The 15,247-nt window shown below is 64.7% G+C and carries 15 protein-coding genes; 4 read left to right on the forward strand and 11 right to left on the reverse strand.

Annotated features, from left to right (window positions below):
* Positions 1-11: 11 nt before the first annotated feature.
* The 4 genes from R4P70_RS16040 to R4P70_RS16055 all read right to left on the reverse strand — a co-directional run bounded on the left by R4P70_RS16040 (position 12) and on the right by R4P70_RS16055 (position 3,688).
* Positions 12-911 (reverse strand): lysophospholipid acyltransferase family protein, encoded by a 900-nt coding sequence (locus R4P70_RS16040; RefSeq protein WP_020907246.1) that lies wholly within the window; start codon positions 909-911, stop codon positions 12-14.
* Positions 911-1,747 carry a GNAT family N-acetyltransferase gene (locus tag R4P70_RS16045; protein WP_029255099.1) on the reverse strand — a complete coding sequence of 279 codons (837 nt, stop codon included), beginning with the start codon at positions 1,745-1,747 and terminating at the stop codon, positions 911-913. Before R4P70_RS16045 ends, R4P70_RS16040 begins: the two co-directional genes overlap by 1 nt.
* A gap of 135 nt (positions 1,748-1,882) precedes the next feature.
* On the reverse strand, positions 1,883-2,839 hold the full coding sequence (locus R4P70_RS16050) for an electron transfer flavoprotein subunit alpha/FixB family protein (protein WP_003944698.1): 957 nt from the start codon (positions 2,837-2,839) through the stop codon (positions 1,883-1,885).
* A 48-nt stretch (positions 2,840-2,887) separates the two neighbouring features.
* Positions 2,888-3,688 (reverse strand): electron transfer flavoprotein subunit beta/FixA family protein, encoded by an 801-nt coding sequence (locus tag R4P70_RS16055; RefSeq protein WP_019747906.1) that lies wholly within the window; start codon positions 3,686-3,688, stop codon positions 2,888-2,890.
* A 271-nt stretch (positions 3,689-3,959) separates the two neighbouring features.
* Between R4P70_RS16055 and R4P70_RS16060 the strand changes: the two genes are divergently transcribed.
* From R4P70_RS16060 to R4P70_RS16070, 3 genes are read left to right on the forward strand one after another with little or no spacing between them, the layout of a single operon-like run.
* Positions 3,960-4,754, forward strand: a complete 795-nt coding sequence (locus tag R4P70_RS16060) for a class I SAM-dependent methyltransferase (RefSeq protein WP_317831003.1) — start codon at positions 3,960-3,962, stop codon at positions 4,752-4,754.
* A 29-nt stretch (positions 4,755-4,783) separates the two neighbouring features.
* Positions 4,784-6,319: a glycoside hydrolase family 57 protein gene (locus tag R4P70_RS16065; RefSeq protein WP_021343881.1), complete on the forward strand. Its 1,536-nt coding sequence runs from the start codon at positions 4,784-4,786 to the stop codon at positions 6,317-6,319.
* Positions 6,316-7,560: a glycosyltransferase family 4 protein gene (locus R4P70_RS16070; protein ID WP_020907242.1), complete on the forward strand. Its 1,245-nt coding sequence runs from the start codon at positions 6,316-6,318 to the stop codon at positions 7,558-7,560. Before R4P70_RS16065 ends, R4P70_RS16070 begins: the two co-directional genes overlap by 4 nt.
* 10 nt (positions 7,561-7,570) lie before the next feature.
* Here the strand turns inward: R4P70_RS16070 and R4P70_RS16075 are convergent, their stop codons facing one another.
* Both R4P70_RS16075 and R4P70_RS16080 read right to left on the reverse strand, forming a co-directional pair.
* Positions 7,571-8,206 (reverse strand): maleylpyruvate isomerase family mycothiol-dependent enzyme, encoded by a 636-nt coding sequence (locus tag R4P70_RS16075; protein WP_317831004.1) that lies wholly within the window; start codon positions 8,204-8,206, stop codon positions 7,571-7,573.
* Positions 8,207-8,303: 97 nt separating this feature from the next.
* Positions 8,304-9,068: an acyltransferase gene (locus R4P70_RS16080; RefSeq protein WP_003944741.1), complete on the reverse strand. Its 765-nt coding sequence runs from the start codon at positions 9,066-9,068 to the stop codon at positions 8,304-8,306.
* A 137-nt stretch (positions 9,069-9,205) separates the two neighbouring features.
* Here R4P70_RS16080 and R4P70_RS16085 point away from each other — a divergent pair, with 137 nt between their 5' ends.
* Positions 9,206-10,513, forward strand: a complete 1,308-nt coding sequence (locus R4P70_RS16085; protein ID WP_133728491.1) for a PQQ-binding-like beta-propeller repeat protein — start codon at positions 9,206-9,208, stop codon at positions 10,511-10,513.
* A 1-nt stretch (position 10,514) separates the two neighbouring features.
* Here the strand turns inward: R4P70_RS16085 and R4P70_RS16090 are convergent, their stop codons facing one another.
* From R4P70_RS16090 to R4P70_RS16110, 5 genes are read right to left on the reverse strand one after another with little or no spacing between them, the layout of a single operon-like run.
* Positions 10,515-11,672, reverse strand: a complete 1,158-nt coding sequence (locus R4P70_RS16090) for a THUMP-like domain-containing protein (protein ID WP_029255096.1) — start codon at positions 11,670-11,672, stop codon at positions 10,515-10,517.
* 1 nt (position 11,673) lies between these two features.
* Positions 11,674-12,690 (reverse strand): class I SAM-dependent methyltransferase, encoded by a 1,017-nt coding sequence (locus R4P70_RS16095; RefSeq protein WP_003944733.1) that lies wholly within the window; start codon positions 12,688-12,690, stop codon positions 11,674-11,676.
* 53 nt (positions 12,691-12,743) lie between these two features.
* Positions 12,744-13,523, reverse strand: coding sequence for an enoyl-CoA hydratase/isomerase family protein (locus tag R4P70_RS16100; RefSeq protein WP_003944701.1), 780 nt, complete (start codon positions 13,521-13,523; stop codon positions 12,744-12,746).
* A gap of 10 nt (positions 13,524-13,533) precedes the next feature.
* Positions 13,534-14,352, reverse strand: coding sequence for an NUDIX hydrolase (locus R4P70_RS16105; protein ID WP_003944751.1), 819 nt, complete (start codon positions 14,350-14,352; stop codon positions 13,534-13,536).
* A gap of 56 nt (positions 14,353-14,408) precedes the next feature.
* The gene (locus R4P70_RS16110) at positions 14,409-15,230 is read right to left on the reverse strand and encodes an ABC transporter ATP-binding protein (RefSeq protein WP_317831005.1); all 822 of its coding nucleotides are present in this window, start codon (positions 15,228-15,230) and stop codon (positions 14,409-14,411) included.
* Positions 15,231-15,247 lie beyond the last annotated feature (17 nt).

Genomic DNA, 15,247 nt, shown 5'->3' on the forward strand with positions numbered 1-15,247 from the left:
CGCTCAGCAGGCTAAGCGGTCATTGCCGGGGAGGTATCGATTTGTCCCACGGCTTGTGTCACGAGTTCCGGTGCGGGGTCGAAGATGTCGTGAGCTGCCAAATCGATGGTTTCGACGCCACGTACGGCTCTCTCGCATCGCTGCGCGAGGTCGACTCGACACTCCCCTGCCTCCTCGAGCGGAGCCAGCCTGACCTTCACCTCGACGTTCTTCTGACGCAGGATCCGACGGATGGACTGACCGATAGTTTCGGTGCCGACAAAGCACGGTCCGGTGCACAGGGAACCGTCGGCGTTCTCGTAGCGGATCGCCATCGGCTGAACCGGGCATTCGGCGTCGACGGCAGCTTGGAACATCGCCGGGCGAAAACCTCCGTACGCCCGCCCGCACCAGGTCGTTCCCTCGGGAAACACCATTACGCGGACACCACGCTGAAGTCGTTCGCGAACGACGTCGACGGTTCCGGGAAGTTCACGCAGTCGGGCGCGATCGATGGGCACTACGCGCATCCGGCGCGCGAGACCACCGAGCACTGCCCAGTCGAGCAGGTCGGCACGGGCGACGAAGTTGGCCGGGGCAACGGCACTCGCGACGAGGACGTCGGTCCACGACACGTGACCGGCGACAACCATCACGCCCGCCGGTTCGGCGCGCCCCAATCGCTGATCGTCGACCGTGAGCTTCATTCCCAGACAACGCAGCAACGCGCGCGAGTATCCGCGTTGCATCTCCGTACGCCAGGTGCGCGGGAGCAGCCAGCCAGCGGAGAGCACCGGCGCAGTCACCAGTGCGGCGCCGACCATGACCCCGCGGGCCATCACGGTGATACTCGACACACCGGGTGCGTCCGTAGGTAGGCACCCGTCGCCGCAGGGGCTCGTCGGCACCCAGTACGGCACCGTCGCGGTCATCAGCCGATCCCCGATTCGTGTGCGGCGGCCGCCGATCGCAGCCGTTCCAGATAGCGCTTGTTGGCGGAGTGAAGGCCTTGCAGCGCAACAAAATCGGCCACACCGAACTCGGGATCGTGAGCAGGTTCCCCGCAGATCATCGCGCCCATCCGCAAGTAGCCACGTAGCAACGGCGGCATCGTCACGCGTTCCGGTGCGGCAATCTCGTCGAGCGTCAGACCGCCGAGGACCACCGGGTTTCGTGGCGTCACCCGCCGCGACCCCGGACTGGCGTGTTTGTTCATCACGAAGTCACGGACGCCGCGGACATCGGCGCCGGCAATTGAATCGGGGCTCGGCAAGATGGGCACGGAGACGCAGCCCATCACCCACTCGTATCCGGTCAGTTCGAGATAATGCAGGATGCCCGACCACATCAGGCTCAGGACGGATCCGGTGCGGTGCGCGGGATCGACGCACGCGCGACCCATTTCGACGATCCTGTTCGACACCGGATCGAGCGCGGAGATGTCGAATTCGGTTGCGGTGTAATACCCACCCGCCGCCGCAGCGGAATCCGGCGGCAGCATTCGGTAGCAGCCGACGTACTCCTCGGTGATGTTGTCACGAACGAGTAGATGATCACAGAATTCGTCGAAGCCGTCGGCGTCGAGTTCGAAGACCCCGGCCGAGGCCGGGAGGGAGAAGCCTGGCTCGGAGGCGAACACTCGGTATCGAAGGCGCTGCGCTGCGACACGATGCTCGCGGTCGGAGGAGACGATCAGGGAATATCTCGGCTGGGCGACCTCACGGCCGAGATTGTCACTCGCGGAGCGAAGGACTGACGTAATTGTCATGCGCAAGGTTTATCGAGCGCGAACGGCGTCTCGGTATCGACGAAGTGACATGCCGATGCAGGCCGGGTGAATAAAGCACTGTGCGCCTTTATCAACCGCGGGGGGTTGATAAAGGCGCACAGCAGTTTGTGCTTTTTAGCCCTTGTGGGACTTCACAGCTTCGGTGAGCTGCGGTGCGACGTTGAACAGGTCGCCCACGATGCCGAAGTCGGCGATCTCGAAGATGGGTGCCTCTTCGTCCTTGTTGACCGCGACGATGGTCTTGGACGTCTGCATGCCGGCGCGGTGCTGGATGGCACCGGAAATGCCGAGCGCGATGTACAGCTGCGGGGAGACCGTCTTACCGGTCTGACCGACCTGGAACTGTCCGGGGTAGTAACCCGAGTCCACAGCGGCACGCGAAGCACCGACTGCAGCACCGAGGGAATCGGCCAGCTCTTCGACGACGGAGAACTTGTCCGCGCTGCCGACGCCACGTCCACCGGAGACGACAACCGACGCCTCGGTGAGCTCGGGGCGGTCGCCGCCGACAATGGGCTCACGCGAGGTGACCTTGACGGCACTCTCGTCCTGAGCCGGAACCTCGACGGTGATCTGCTCGCCTGCGCCGGCCTGCGGAGCAGCCTCGACTGCACCCGGACGAACCGAGTAGACGGGAACGTCGCCGTTGGCCTTGGCTTCGACGGTGAACGCGCCACCGAAGATGGAGTGGACGCCGGTGCCGTCAGCCTTGATCTCGATGACGTCGGTCAGCAGTCCGGAGCCCAGACGTGCGGCCAGACGACCGGCAACCTCTTTGCCCTCGGTGCCGGCTGCGGTGATGACTGCTGCCGGGCTGGTGGACTCGACCAGAGCGGCGAGAACGTCGACCTTGGGGGTGACGAGGTAGCCGTCGATGTCGTCGGACTCGGCGACGTAGATCTTCTCGGCTCCGGCTGCTGCCAGAGCGTCGGCGAGCTTTGCTGCGGTGCCCGCGGGGCCGGCGACAACTGCCGACGGCTCACCGAGTGCGCGTGCAGCGGTGATGAGTTCGGTGCTGACCTTCTTCAGCGCACCCTCTGCGTGCTCTACGAGCACAAGTACTTCTGCCATGACTTAACTCTCCCTGAGTTCTTCTGCTGGATGTCTAGAAGGGCGCGATCAGATGACCTTGTTGCTGACGAGGTAAGCGGCAATCTTGGTGCCACCGTCTCCCTCGTCGGCGATGCGCTCACCAGCGGTACGGGGGGGCTTCGGGGTGGAGGACGTCACGGTGGTGCCTGCGTTGGCAACTCCGACGGTCTCCGGGTCGACTCCGAGGTCGGCCAGCGTGTAAACGAGAACTTCCTTCTTCTTCGCGGCCATGATGCCCTTGAAGGACGGGAAGCGCGGCTCGTTGATCTTCTCGGTGACCGAGACGATCGCGGGCAGCGAAGCCTCGAGGCCGAAGACGCCCTCGTCGGTCTCGCGCTCACCGGTGATTTTGCCGTCGGCGACGACGACCTTGCGCAGCTGCGTGAGCTGCGGGATGCCCAGGTACTCGGCGATGATGGCCGGAACAGCGCCGACGCGGCCGTCGGTGGCCTCGTTGCCGGCGATGATCAGGTCGGCAGGCTCGTCGTTCTCGAAGGTGATCTGTCCGAGAGCAGCAGCGAGCGTCCATGCGGTCTGGATCGCGTCGGAGCCGTGCAGTGCCGGGTCGTTGATGTGGACGGCCTTGTCGGCGCCCATCGACAGAGCCTTGCGGATAGCGTCGGTGGCGCGGTCGGGACCTGCGGACAGCACCGTTACCTCACCGCCCTGAGCTTCCTTGATGAGGAGTGCTTCTTCGACGGAGCGCTCGTTGATCTCGTCGAGGACTGCGTCGGCGGCTTCACGGTCAAGCGTGTAGTCGCCGTCGGTCAGCTTGCGCTCGGACCATGTGTCGGGGACCTGCTTGATCAAAACAACGATATTCGTCATGGGTCTTCGTCGACCTCCTGTGTGTAATTCACCTGATAAATCGTCTGTGGTGCTCGCGCAGTCCGAGCGTCCGAAAAGAGAGTCCGACAGGTCTCCCCACGGGCGAATTTCTCGGTTCACGTCGGCTGTGCGTTAGATTACCCCACGTTAAGTTACCGGTGGGTAACTTAACGTGGAACCTCGTCCACCATAACGGCACGAACAGGAATTGACAGCAGTGATCTGGACCACGGCGAACACGTTCTACCCGGATGGCACTAATCTCGCACGGGTGAGTGAAACGAGTGTCAGCAACCACGAGGACGCACCCCTGCCCTTGACGGGCGAACGAACCGTGCCAGGAATCCCCGAGGAGAACTACTGGTTCCGACGCCACGAAGTGGTGTACCGCGCACTTCTGGAGCGCTGCACGGACCGCCGAGTCCTCGAGGCCGGATCCGGAGAAGGCTACGGCGCCAACATGATTGCGGACGTCGCAACGAAGGTTACCGGCCTCGACTACGACGTCTCCGCGGTCGAACACGTTCGTGCGCGCTACCCCCGCGTCGAGATGCTCCACGGCAACCTCGCCGAGCTTCCACTGGCCGACAACTCGGTTGACGTCGTCGTCAATTTCCAGGTGATCGAGCACCTGTGGGATCAGGGTCAGTTCCTGCGCGAGTGCTTCCGAGTTCTCGCCCCCGGCGGTGAACTTCTGATCAGTACCCCCAACCGGATCACGTTCTCCCCCGGCCGCGACACGCCGCTCAACCCTTTCCACACTCGTGAGCTCAACGCCGCCGAAATGACCGAATTGCTCGAAGACGCCGGATTCCGCGTTCAGTTGATGACCGGCGTCCACCACGGTTCACGTCTGCAGGAACTCGACGCCAAGCACGGCGGATCGTTCATCAACGCGCAGATCGACCGCGCGTTGGCCGGTGAGCCCTGGCCCGAAGATCTCACCCGCGACGTCGAGGGCATCACCGTCGACGACTTCAGCATCAGCGAACCCGACATCGACGACAGCCTCGACCTCGTCGCTATCGCCGTGAAAGAAACTGCCGTGAAGGAATCCGGCGAGTGAGTAACGCAACACCCGTCACCGAACCGGGGATGTTCGCCCTGGTTCTGCACTCCCATCTGCCGTGGCTCGCCAACCACGGCAGATGGCCCGTCGGCGAGGAATGGATCTACCAGTCCTGGGCTGCGTCGTACATTCCGCTCGCCGCCGCGCTACGACGCCTGGCCGACGAGGGCCGATCGCACCTGCTGACGCTGGGAATCACGCCGGTGCTCGCGGCCCAGTTGGACGATCCCCACTGCCTCGCCGGTATGCATCACTGGCTCGGCAACTGGCAGATCCGTGCACACGAGGCCGCCGGCATGCCGGACGCAGCGCACCGCGAACTCGGAGCGCGCGAACACCGAGCGTCCGCAGCGGCTCTCGAAGATTTCGAGACTCATTGGCAGCACGGCGCCTCACCCGTGTTCCGCGACCTCATCGACCGCGAGGCCTTCGAGCTTCTCGGCGGGCCGCTGGCCCACCCGTTCCAACCGCTGCTCGACCCTCGCTTGCGTGCGTTCTCCCTCCGCGAAGGTCTCGCCGACGCGCATGCCCGGTGGAACCACACTCCGACCGGGATCTGGGGGCCCGAGTGCGGGTACACCCCGGGCATGGAGCGCGGGTACGCCGAAGCGGGCGTCACCCACTTCATGGTCGACGGTCCCGCCTTGCGCGGCGACACGTCCCTCGGTCGCCCGGTTCGAGAATCCGACGTGGTTGCCTTCGGCCGCGACCTGCAGGTCAGCTACCGCGTCTGGTCCCCGAAATCCGGATATCCGGGTCACGCTGCTTACCGCGACTTCCACACCTACGACCACGAGACGGGCCTCAAGCCGTCGCGGGTCACCGGACGGACCGTCGACTCCGCCGACAAGTTGCCGTACGACCCCGAACTCGCCGCCGCCGCCGTCGACAAGCATGTCGCCGACTTCGTCGAAACCGTTCGGGCGCGTCTGCGCAGTGAATCCACCCGCATCGGCCGCGACGCCCTCGTGGTCGCAGCATTCGACACCGAACTGTTCGGGCACTGGTGGCACGAAGGCCCGCAGTGGCTCGAAAAACTCCTGCGCGCGCTTCCGGAAGCCGGAATTCGCGTCGGCACCCTCGCCGACGCCAAGGAATCGGGATACGTGGGCGAACCCGTTCAGCTCGAGGATTCGTCCTGGGGATCGGGCAAGGACTGGCGCGTATGGGCCGGCGATCAGGTGTCCGACCTCGTGCAACTGAACTCCGAGGTGGTCGATACCGCCCTCACCACCGTGGACAAGTCTCGCGGCCGCGACAACGCACCCGGCCGACCGGAACTGCGAAACCGGGTCAACGATCAGGTCCTTCGCGAGACACTGATGACAGTTTCGAGCGATTGGGCATTCATGGTGAGCAAGGATTCGGCCGCGGGGTACGCCCGCGAACGCGCACACAAGCACGCCCACGCGACCCGGGAAATCTCCGAAGCGCTCGTTTCCGGCCGCGATGCCGTGGCCGAGCGGCTGGCCGAAGGCTGGAATCGCGCCGACGGATTGTTCCCGGGGCTGGATGCTCGCCGTCTGCCTGACACAGAACTGGTGAACGGGAGCGCGTCGTGAAGATTCTCATCGTCTCGTGGGAGTACCCACCGGTCGTTGTCGGCGGCCTCGGCCGACACGTCCACCATCTCGCCACCGAGCTTGCGGCTGCAGGCCACGAAGTCGTGGTTCTCTCGCGCCGCCCCTCCGGCACCGATGCGTCGACGCACCCGACGGTCACGCACATCTCCGAAGGCGTACTGGTCGTCGCAGTGGCCGAGGACCCGGCACACTTCGTCTTCGGCGAGGACATGCTCGCGTGGACCCTCGCGATGGGTCACGCGATGGTCCGTGCCGGGATGGCGCTGCACAAGCCAGGAGTGGGCGAGGGCTGGCAACCGGACGTCGTGCACGCACACGACTGGCTGGTCGCACATCCGGCGATCGCATTGGCCGAATTCTATGACGTCCCACTGGTTTCCACCCTTCACGCCACCGAGGCGGGTCGCCACAGCGGTTGGATCTCCGGACGCATCAACCGCCAGGTCCACTCGGTCGAGTGGTGGCTGGCAAACGAATCCGACTCTCTCATAACCTGTTCGGCGTCCATGCAGGAAGAAGTGACCGAACTCTACGGTCCGACGCTGCCGCCGATCACTGTCATCCGCAACGGAATCGACGTGACCACGTGGAACTTTCGCGAACGTGGCCCGCGGTCAGGGCCGCCGAAACTCCTCTTCGTCGGCCGCCTGGAATACGAGAAGGGTGTGCAGGACGCTATCGCGGCACTCCCCCGAATCCGTCGTAGCCACCCCGGCACGACCCTCGCGATCGCGGGCGAAGGCACCCAGTTCACCTGGCTCTACCAACAGGCGCGCACACATCGCGTCGCGCGGGCAGTGGACTTTCTCGGCAACCTCGATCACACGGAACTGCTCAGCTGGCTGCACGGAGCGGACGCCATCGTCCTGCCGTCGCGCTACGAGCCGTTCGGGATCATCGCCCTCGAAGCGGCGGCAGCCGGCACGCCGCTGATCACGTCCACCGCAGGCGGACTGGGCGAAGCCGTCGTCGACGGGGTGACCGGGATGTCGTTCCAACCGGGTGACATCGCCGGGCTCACCTCGGCGGTCCGCGAGGTTCTCGACGATCCCGCCGGGGCGCAGGAACGGGCAGTGGCCGCCCGGGCACGCCTGACGTCGGACTTCGACTGGCATCAGGTCGCCGAGGAGACTGCTCACGTCTACGCGGGCGCAAAGCGTCGGGTGCGGCAGCCGTTGGCGCGGCCGCAGATTCCCGAGCGGCCGCTCCCTGGTCGCTGAAGCGCTGACCTCAGCGGGTCGGGAGGGGCGCGGTGAAGCGAGAACTCGCATCCCCGAGCAGATGGCCTGGTGGCAACATCCGGCCACACAACACCAGCAACAAGTCCTGCGCCGCTCCGTGAACCTCGGCGCCGGCACCGTACGTCCAGTCTCGGTCGTCGGCGCGCAACCGAGCGCCGTCGAGGTCAGTTCCGAAATACTTCACGGTTTTGGGCGAGAGTCCGCTGAGCACACGAGTGAGCCGGTCTTCGGGCACCACGTAGTCGTCGCCGAGTGCCACGCGAATGTCCTGACCGTGAATCACGTCGTGTGAGAGTGCGCCCTCGAAGCCACCGCCCGGCGGCTTCCACGGGTGTGCGACGTTGTCGCGAAGCGAGGCAAGCAGTTGTTGCTCACCGACTTCCGACGCGTCGGCGAGCGCTCGCCGATTCGACATCTTGTTGAAGTTTCCGCGTGACTTGACCATTTCCACGACGAATCGCGGCGCCGAGTATCGGTAGGGCATGGTGATGTGCGCGATCACTTCGCGGACCCGCCACCCGTCGCACAGGGCCGGCGCGTTCCACTGCTCCGCGCTCAGGCCTTCGAGAAATCCCACCAGTTCGCGGCGCTGCGCCACGACCCATTCGGGTGTCTGTTCGCTCATGTCGGCACTCCTTTCACCGGCGCAGACTTTCGGCGCCGATACCGATACAGACCGGTGGCGGCGCCGAAAGTAATCGCTGGTTCTGCCAAAAAGTGAGCTACGACGTCGACGACGCGTCGGCAGCGTCCGCAGCAGCCTTCTTGCGTGCGATGTCCTCGAGCGCCGCGATGTACTTTGCACGATCGGCAGCGCCGGCTTCCCAATCGGACTTGCGGTTCTTGACCGCCTTCGCGGGCGAGCCGACCGCGATGCTGTAGTCCGGGATGTCTCCCTTGACGACGGCGTGCGCACCGAGGACACAACCGCGTCCGACGCGGGTATTTCGCAGCACGGTGACCTTCGCTGCCACCCAGGTGTCCGGGCCGATACGGACGGGGCCCTTGACGATGCCCTGGTCCTTGATCGGTGTGTTGATGTCGTCCATGCGGTGGTCGAAGTCGCAGATGTAGCACCAGTCGGCTACGAGCGTCGACGCACCGATTTCGATGTCGAGGTAGGTGTTGACGACGTTGTCCTTGCCGAAGACGACCTTGTCGCCGATGCGCAGCGAACCTTCGTGGCAACGGATCGCGTTGCCGTCGCCGATGTGTACCCAGCGCCCGATCTCGAGGCGGGACAGGTCCGGGGTCGAATGGATTTCGACGTTCTTGCCGAGGAACACCATGCCACGCAGGATCACGTGCGGGTTGGCCATCTTGAACTTGGCGAGACGGTAGTACCGCACCAGATACCAGGGTGTGTACGCCTTGTTCGCCAGAACCCATTTGAGGGAATCGACCGTCAAGAACTTGGCCTGATCGCTGTCGCCTCGGCGTGATCCCCGCCATCGAGTGCGCAACGGTGCGCCCCACATGCTCGTCATGAGTGTTCAGCCTACGTGGGGCCGACTCACCGACCCTCGGGGTGTGCCCCGTCACGTTGCCCCGGTCGGGATAGTCTCTGGTCCGGGCTTGTGCAGTTACCGAGGGCTCTTGATCAAGTGAAGGCAGGGAGATTGTGATGCGGCGGGTCCTACGGTCGTCCGTGATGGTGTCGACGGCGATCGCTGCGGCCCTGATCGCCGGTTGCGGCAGCGACGACGGACGGGTGGACCGGTACGCGTCGGCGGGTTGGCCGGCCATGCATGCCGACGCCCGCAACAGCGACACGAGCCCGGTCACCGGATCACGCGATGTCGAGTTCGCATGGTCACGCCCTCTCGGCGGTCCGGTTGCCGCGTACGCCTCGGTGGCCGCGAACGGCCAGAGCTTCGTCACCGCCCGCACCGAGAACGGCTGCAATCTCTTCTCGTTCCAGATGGATACGGGTCGCAAGAAGTGGTGCGCTCGACTCAACGACGGAGTCGTCGCCTCGACGCCCGTCGTCGACACGGCCACCAATGTCTACGTCGGTGAGAGCGGCGCGATGATGTCCTTCACCGAGACTGGTCAATTGCGTTGGCGCACGCTCGTTGTGGGCACTCCTCTCTCGTCGCAGTTCACCGGCGACGGAAACCTGTTGTTCATCACCCAATTGGGTCAGATCAACGTGCTCGACCCGCAGACCGGCGCCAAAGTGGTTCCGTCGTTCGACCTGATCCCGCCGCCGTCGATCGACCAGGGCGCAAATGCAGAACTCATTCCCGACAACAAGGGTTTGAACGAGTGCTTCCTCGGCACGTCCGGCTGCCCGGTGGCCAATACGCCGGCAGTGGACCTGGGCACCGGCAAGTTCTACTTCACCTTCTACGGACCCAGTTCTCAGGCAGCCGATCTGGTCGCCATGAAGTACACGGGCGGCGACAATCCGTCCATCGCCCGCGAGTGGTCCACCGACGCGCTTCCCGGTGGGACTGCGTCGAGCCCGGACCTGTCGAAGGACGGCAAGACCGTGTACGCCACCGACAACAACGGATCTCTCTGGGCAGTGAACGCCGAAACCGGTGACACCAGGTGGAGTTACGACATCGGCTTCAACTCGGCCGGTAGTGCCTCGACGTCCGACGACGGTTTGATCATTCCCGCCGGCGGCGACAAGGGCCACCTCCTTGCCGTGCGCGACGAGGGAGATCACGCCGAACTGGCCTGGGAACGTAAAGACCTTCTGCAACTGGGCGTTCCGGCTCAGACCGCCGGCAACACCGGATACACCGTCGTCCGCGAGGGTGAGAACGGACTGAGCCTGATCACCTTCGACACCGAAACCGGTGAGACGGTGGATCAGGACACGTTGCCGGGAGCAGTCGGCTTCACCGTCGGCACCTCGATCGGCCCCAAGGGCGAAGTGTTGACGCCCAGCGCAATCGGTGAGCTGTTCGTCTTCAAGTGAGCTAGCGGGACGCCTCACAGATGAAGGCCGACGCCGATCGTCCGATCCGCACGATCACGACGCTCAGTGCAAGCGAGCCCTTGAGCTTGAGCCGTGGACGCAGCACTGCCGGGTCGACGTCGACTCCTCGCACCAAAATTTCGGCCACACCGCAGTCCCGCTTGGACAGTGTCTGTTTGAGCAGTTTCTCCGAGTACTTGATCTGCTCGAGGATCCGGAATCCGCGAACTCCCTCAGGGACGCTGTCACCGGTCAGATAAGCGATGCGTGGATCGAGCTGCCAGAGGCCGTGTCTGGCCGCGTAGTGGCGCACGAGGCCTGCTCGCACTACCGCTCCGTCCGGGTCGATGATCCACTCCCCCGGAGCTTGCTCCGGAATCACGTCGTCCTCGGCGTCGGTGATCGCCCACCCGCTCCCGTCGGAGCGAAGCACCGAAGCTCGACGCGTGACGCCGGACTCGGCCAGTCCCGTCGACCACAGGCATGCTTCCTTGACGCCGCCGTCGAGCGAGACGACCTCGACTTCCCCGTCCCAGCCCAGATTGTCGAAATCGAGTCCGGGAGCACACTTCACCGCGAGATCACGGCCGGAGTACGCCTCGATGAGGTCCGGTAGCGGCGGCATCAACGCTGCCGGATCGTGAGTGCGGCGACCGCCCGATCTCCGGGCGGGGTCCGCCAGTACGACGGTGTCGCGTGTCGTCGGGCGGAGCGCGTCGGCCCGCAACAACGCTGCGCTCGGCACATTGCGCTGTGCCATCGCCAGGCGAACGGAATCGATGTCGCTGCCGATCACGCGATGCGCAACTCCGGTCAAGGCATGCAGTTCGGCGCCGATTGAGCACGTCACGTCGTGGACGTCGCGCCCGATCAGACGCTGCGCGCGGTGCGCCGCCACAACACCGGGAGTGGCCTGCTGCATCGCGTCGTCCGTGAACAACCACTGATCACTGCCGGGCAGTTTCGTAACGGCCTTGCGTCGAAGCAGGACGGTGTCCACGAGCGCAGGCATGTGATCACCGAAACGCGTACGCGCCCGGCCGATGTCGGCCAGACGCGTACGCGTGGACAGTTCGAGCTGATCCACCTCGGCCAAGGCAGCTACGCCGGAATCACTTCCGAGATAGTCGACGTCGCCGAGGGTGAAGTCATAACCCAATTCAGTTGCCGGGCTTCACGCCGGTGATCATGACGTTGTAGAAGAATCCGCGAGGAACGACGTGGCGGAGCACCTTCTCGTCGACCCAGCTGAGCGTCTTCCAACCACCGAAAGCGAAACGTCCCCAGCCCCAACCGAGCTTCTCCGGCGGAACAGCTGCTTCGAAGGTACGGACCGGCCATCCGAGAAGCGCCGCGGCGAATTCCTCGGTGGCAGCGTGGACCTGATCGGCTCCCGCGGACTTCGCCATGTTCTCGAGGTCGGTGGGGTCGAACGTGTGGATGTCGACGACTGCTTCGAGCGCTGCTGCGCGAGAGGACTCGTCGAGCTCTTCCTGCGGGCGACGCCAATCTGCCAGGAACGGCAGCTTGGTCACGCGTGTGGTTGCTTCCCACGTCGCGCGGCCGAGCCAGCGGGCGTAGAAGTTACCGACAGTCGTGGGCTCACCGGCGAAGACGAAACGGCCGCCGGGCTTGAGGACACGAAGGACCTCGCGCAGCGACTTCTCGACGTCGGGAATGTGGTGCAGCACGGCGTGGCCGACGACCAGGTCGAAGGTGTTGTCCTCGTACGGAATGGTCTCGGCATCGGCAACACGGCCGTCGACCGGAAGGCCGAGGCTTTCTGCATTGCGCAGTGCGACCTTGACCATGCCGGGCGAGAGGTCGGTGACCGAACCGGTCTTGGCGACTCCACCCTGCATCAGGTTCAGGAGGAAGAATCCGGTGCCGCAACCCAGTTCGAGGGCGCGCTCGTACGGGAGCGGCTGATCGCCCGCGACGGCGTCGAAACGACCACGTGCGTAGTCGATGCAGCGCTCGTCGTACGAGATGGACCACTTGTCGTCGTAGGTTTCGGCTTCCCAGTCGTGGTAGAGCACCTGGGCGAGCTTGGTGTCCTTACGAGCGGCCTCGACCTCTTCGGCCGTGGCGTGCGGCCGCGGCGCGGGGTCGACTACCGAGGTGTCGGTAGCGGCGGGCGGCGTGACGGTTGCGTCGTCATTCGGGCTGGCTGTCATGGCGGCTATCCTACTCGCTGGTAAGAGATGAACAAGTTCTAGTTTAGGGGAGCCTACTCGCCCGTGAACTCGGCCTTGCCCGGACCGTTGGCGATGAACGACTCCATGCCGATCGCCTGATCCTTGGTCGCGAACAATCCGGCGAACAGATGCTGCTCGATCTTGAGCCCGGATTCCAGGTCGGTGTTCAGACCCTCGTCGATGGCTGCCTTGGCAGCAGCCAACGCACGTGACGCTCCCCCGACGAACTGCGAGGCCCACGTGCGAGCGGCGGTGTACACGTCGTCGGGAGCGACGACCTCGTCGACCAAACCGATGGCCAACGCCTCGTCAGCCCCGACGAAACGGCCGGTGAAGACCAGATCCTTGGCCTTGGCCGGTCCGATCAGACGAGCCAGGCGCTGCGTTCCGCCGCCACCGGGAATGATTCCGAGCAGAATCTCCGGAACTCCGAGCTTGGCGTTGTCTCCGACGATCCGGCGATCGGCCGAGAGTGCAACTTCGAGTCCGCCACCGAGTGCGTATCCGGTGATCGCGGCAACGGTCGGCTTCGGGATCGACGCCACGGCGCCGAGCCCGGCCTGCATGCCGCCGATCGCGTCACGGATCTGGCCGTAGTCCATCTCGGCCATTTCCTTGACGTCGGCACCGGCTGCGAAGACTTTCTCGCCGCCGTAGACGATGACGGCCTTGACTGCCTTGTCGACGGTCGCAGCGTGTGCGGCAGCAGCCAACTCGTCCTGGACCTGACGGTTCAGAGCGTTCATGGGCGGGCGCGCCAGACGGATGGTGCCGATGCCTTCGGAAACCTCGAGAGTCACAAATTCAGCCATGATCGAGAGGTTACTTTGCCGCCTTGACCGACCACGGATGCGGCCCGGCGACGTAGTAACCGTCCTGATTCGGGAACTCGACGCGCAGAGTCTCCTCGTCGGTGATCAACGTAGGCAGGATGACGGGAATCTCCGGCTCGGCTGCGAGTATCTCCGCCACCGAACTGAACTTGGCCAATTCGGTCAGCTGACTCCACGTCGGCGGCAACAGGATGCTGCCACCCTCCCGCCAATGCGCCAGCGCGTCCTGCGGGCTCTGCCAACGCACCTCGGCGGCCTCGGAGGTGACCCCGTCCGCGATCTGTCCGGTCGGTGACGCTGCGACGAAGAAGCGCGTGTCGTAGCGGCGGGTCTCGCCCACCGGCGTGATCCAGTTCGCCCACGGCCGCAGCAGATCCGTTCGCAGGACCAGGTTCTCCTTCTTCAGGAAATCGCTGAACGACAGCTCGTGCTTTTCGAGAGCTACTCGGTCCTGTGCGTAGCCGGCCGTGTCCGCGACGACGGTGTCCGCGGTCGGTCCGGCGAGCAGAACGCCGCACTCCTCGAACGTTTCCCGCACCGCAGCCAAGACGAGAGCCTTCGCCCGAGCCACATCCGTGCTGAACCGCTCGGCCCACCACTCGACCGACGGTCCGGCCCACTCGACCTCTGCCGTCGCATCGGACTTGTCGACGCCGCCGCCGGGGAAGACTGTCATGCCCCCGGCAAACGCCATCCCCTGTACTCGTTGAAGCAGGAAGATCTCGATCCCGGATTCGGCATCGCGCACCAAGATGACGGTCGACGCATCCTTGGGCTCGGGGACAGCGTTTGCATTCTCGTTAGCCATGCTTCGCGAACCTACGCGATCTGTGATCTGGAACGCATTTCAGGTCCCACTGAAGCTCACGCGCGATGAGCTCCTGACGGCCTCGCGCGGCGCGCGAAGTATCGGCCGTCCACCTTGTCGAGGCTGATGGACTGGCTGAATGCCGCGCTCAGATTTTCGGCGGTGATGACGTCGTCCAGAAGGCCCTGAGAGACGACCTCACCTTCCTTGAGAAGGAGTGCGTGAGTGAATCCCGGCGGGATCTCCTCGACGTGATGGGTGATCAGAACGGTAGCCGGGGCGTCCGGATCGGCAGCCAGTTCGGCGAGTCTGGCCACAAGTTCCTCACGTCCACCGAGATCGAGCCCGGCGGCGGGCTCGTCCAGGAGAAGAAGTTCGGGATCGGTCATCAAGGCTCGCGCGATGAGGACGCGCTTGCGCTCGCCTTCGGAAAGCGTCCCGTACGTGCGATCCGCCAGGTGCTCGGCGCCGAGGCTTTCGAGCATCTCCACAGCGCGCGAGGTGTCCATGGATTCGTACTCCTCGCGCCACCGACCGAGAACGGCGTAGCCCGCCGACACGACGAGGTCGCTGACCTTCTCGTCGCCGGGCACGCGGTTCGCCAACGACGACGAGGACAAACCGATTCGCGGGCGCAACTCGTTGACGTCGACCTTGCCGAGAACTTCGCCGAGGAGGTGGGCCGAACCACTGGTCGGGAAAGTCTCACCCGCCGCGATGCGCAGCAGCGAGGTCTTGCCGGCACCGTTGGGTCCGAGCACCACCCATCGCTCGTCCAGCTCCACTTTCCAGGTGACGGGCCCCACGAGAGTGGACCCTCCCCGACGGATGAGTACGTTGTCGAAATCGATGAGCAGATCTGGATCAGGTAGCGGCACCCGAACATCTTCCCGCA

Source organism: Rhodococcus sp. IEGM 1241 (assembly GCF_033142365.1).
In the GTDB taxonomy this organism is placed as follows: Bacteria; Actinomycetota; Actinomycetes; order Mycobacteriales; family Mycobacteriaceae; genus Rhodococcus_F; species Rhodococcus_F erythropolis.

What these genes read in the sequence shown, in the direction of transcription:
- R4P70_RS16065 (WP_021343881.1), top strand. Translation starts at nt 4,784, where the DNA reads ATGTTCGCCCTGGTTCTGCACTCCCATCTGCCGTGGCTCGCCAACCAC.
- R4P70_RS16040 (WP_020907246.1), bottom strand. Translation starts at nt 911, where the DNA reads ATGACCGCGACGGTGCCGTACTGGGTGCCGACGAGCCCCTGCGGCGAC.
- R4P70_RS16050 (WP_003944698.1), bottom strand. Translation starts at nt 2,839, where the DNA reads ATGGCAGAAGTACTTGTGCTCGTAGAGCACGCAGAGGGTGCGCTGAAG.
- R4P70_RS16045 (WP_029255099.1), bottom strand. Translation starts at nt 1,747, where the DNA reads ATGACAATTACGTCAGTCCTTCGCTCCGCGAGTGACAATCTCGGCCGT.
- R4P70_RS16100 (WP_003944701.1), bottom strand. Translation starts at nt 13,523, where the DNA reads ATGGCTGAATTTGTGACTCTCGAGGTTTCCGAAGGCATCGGCACCATC.
- R4P70_RS16080 (WP_003944741.1), bottom strand. Translation starts at nt 9,068, where the DNA reads ATGACGAGCATGTGGGGCGCACCGTTGCGCACTCGATGGCGGGGATCA.
- R4P70_RS16075 (WP_317831004.1), bottom strand. Translation starts at nt 8,206, where the DNA reads ATGAGCGAACAGACACCCGAATGGGTCGTGGCGCAGCGCCGCGAACTG.
- R4P70_RS16055 (WP_019747906.1), bottom strand. Translation starts at nt 3,688, where the DNA reads ATGACGAATATCGTTGTTTTGATCAAGCAGGTCCCCGACACATGGTCC.
- R4P70_RS16105 (WP_003944751.1), bottom strand. Translation starts at nt 14,352, where the DNA reads ATGGCTAACGAGAATGCAAACGCTGTCCCCGAGCCCAAGGATGCGTCG.
- R4P70_RS16085 (WP_133728491.1), top strand. Translation starts at nt 9,206, where the DNA reads ATGCGGCGGGTCCTACGGTCGTCCGTGATGGTGTCGACGGCGATCGCT.
- R4P70_RS16095 (WP_003944733.1), bottom strand. Translation starts at nt 12,690, where the DNA reads ATGACAGCCAGCCCGAATGACGACGCAACCGTCACGCCGCCCGCCGCT.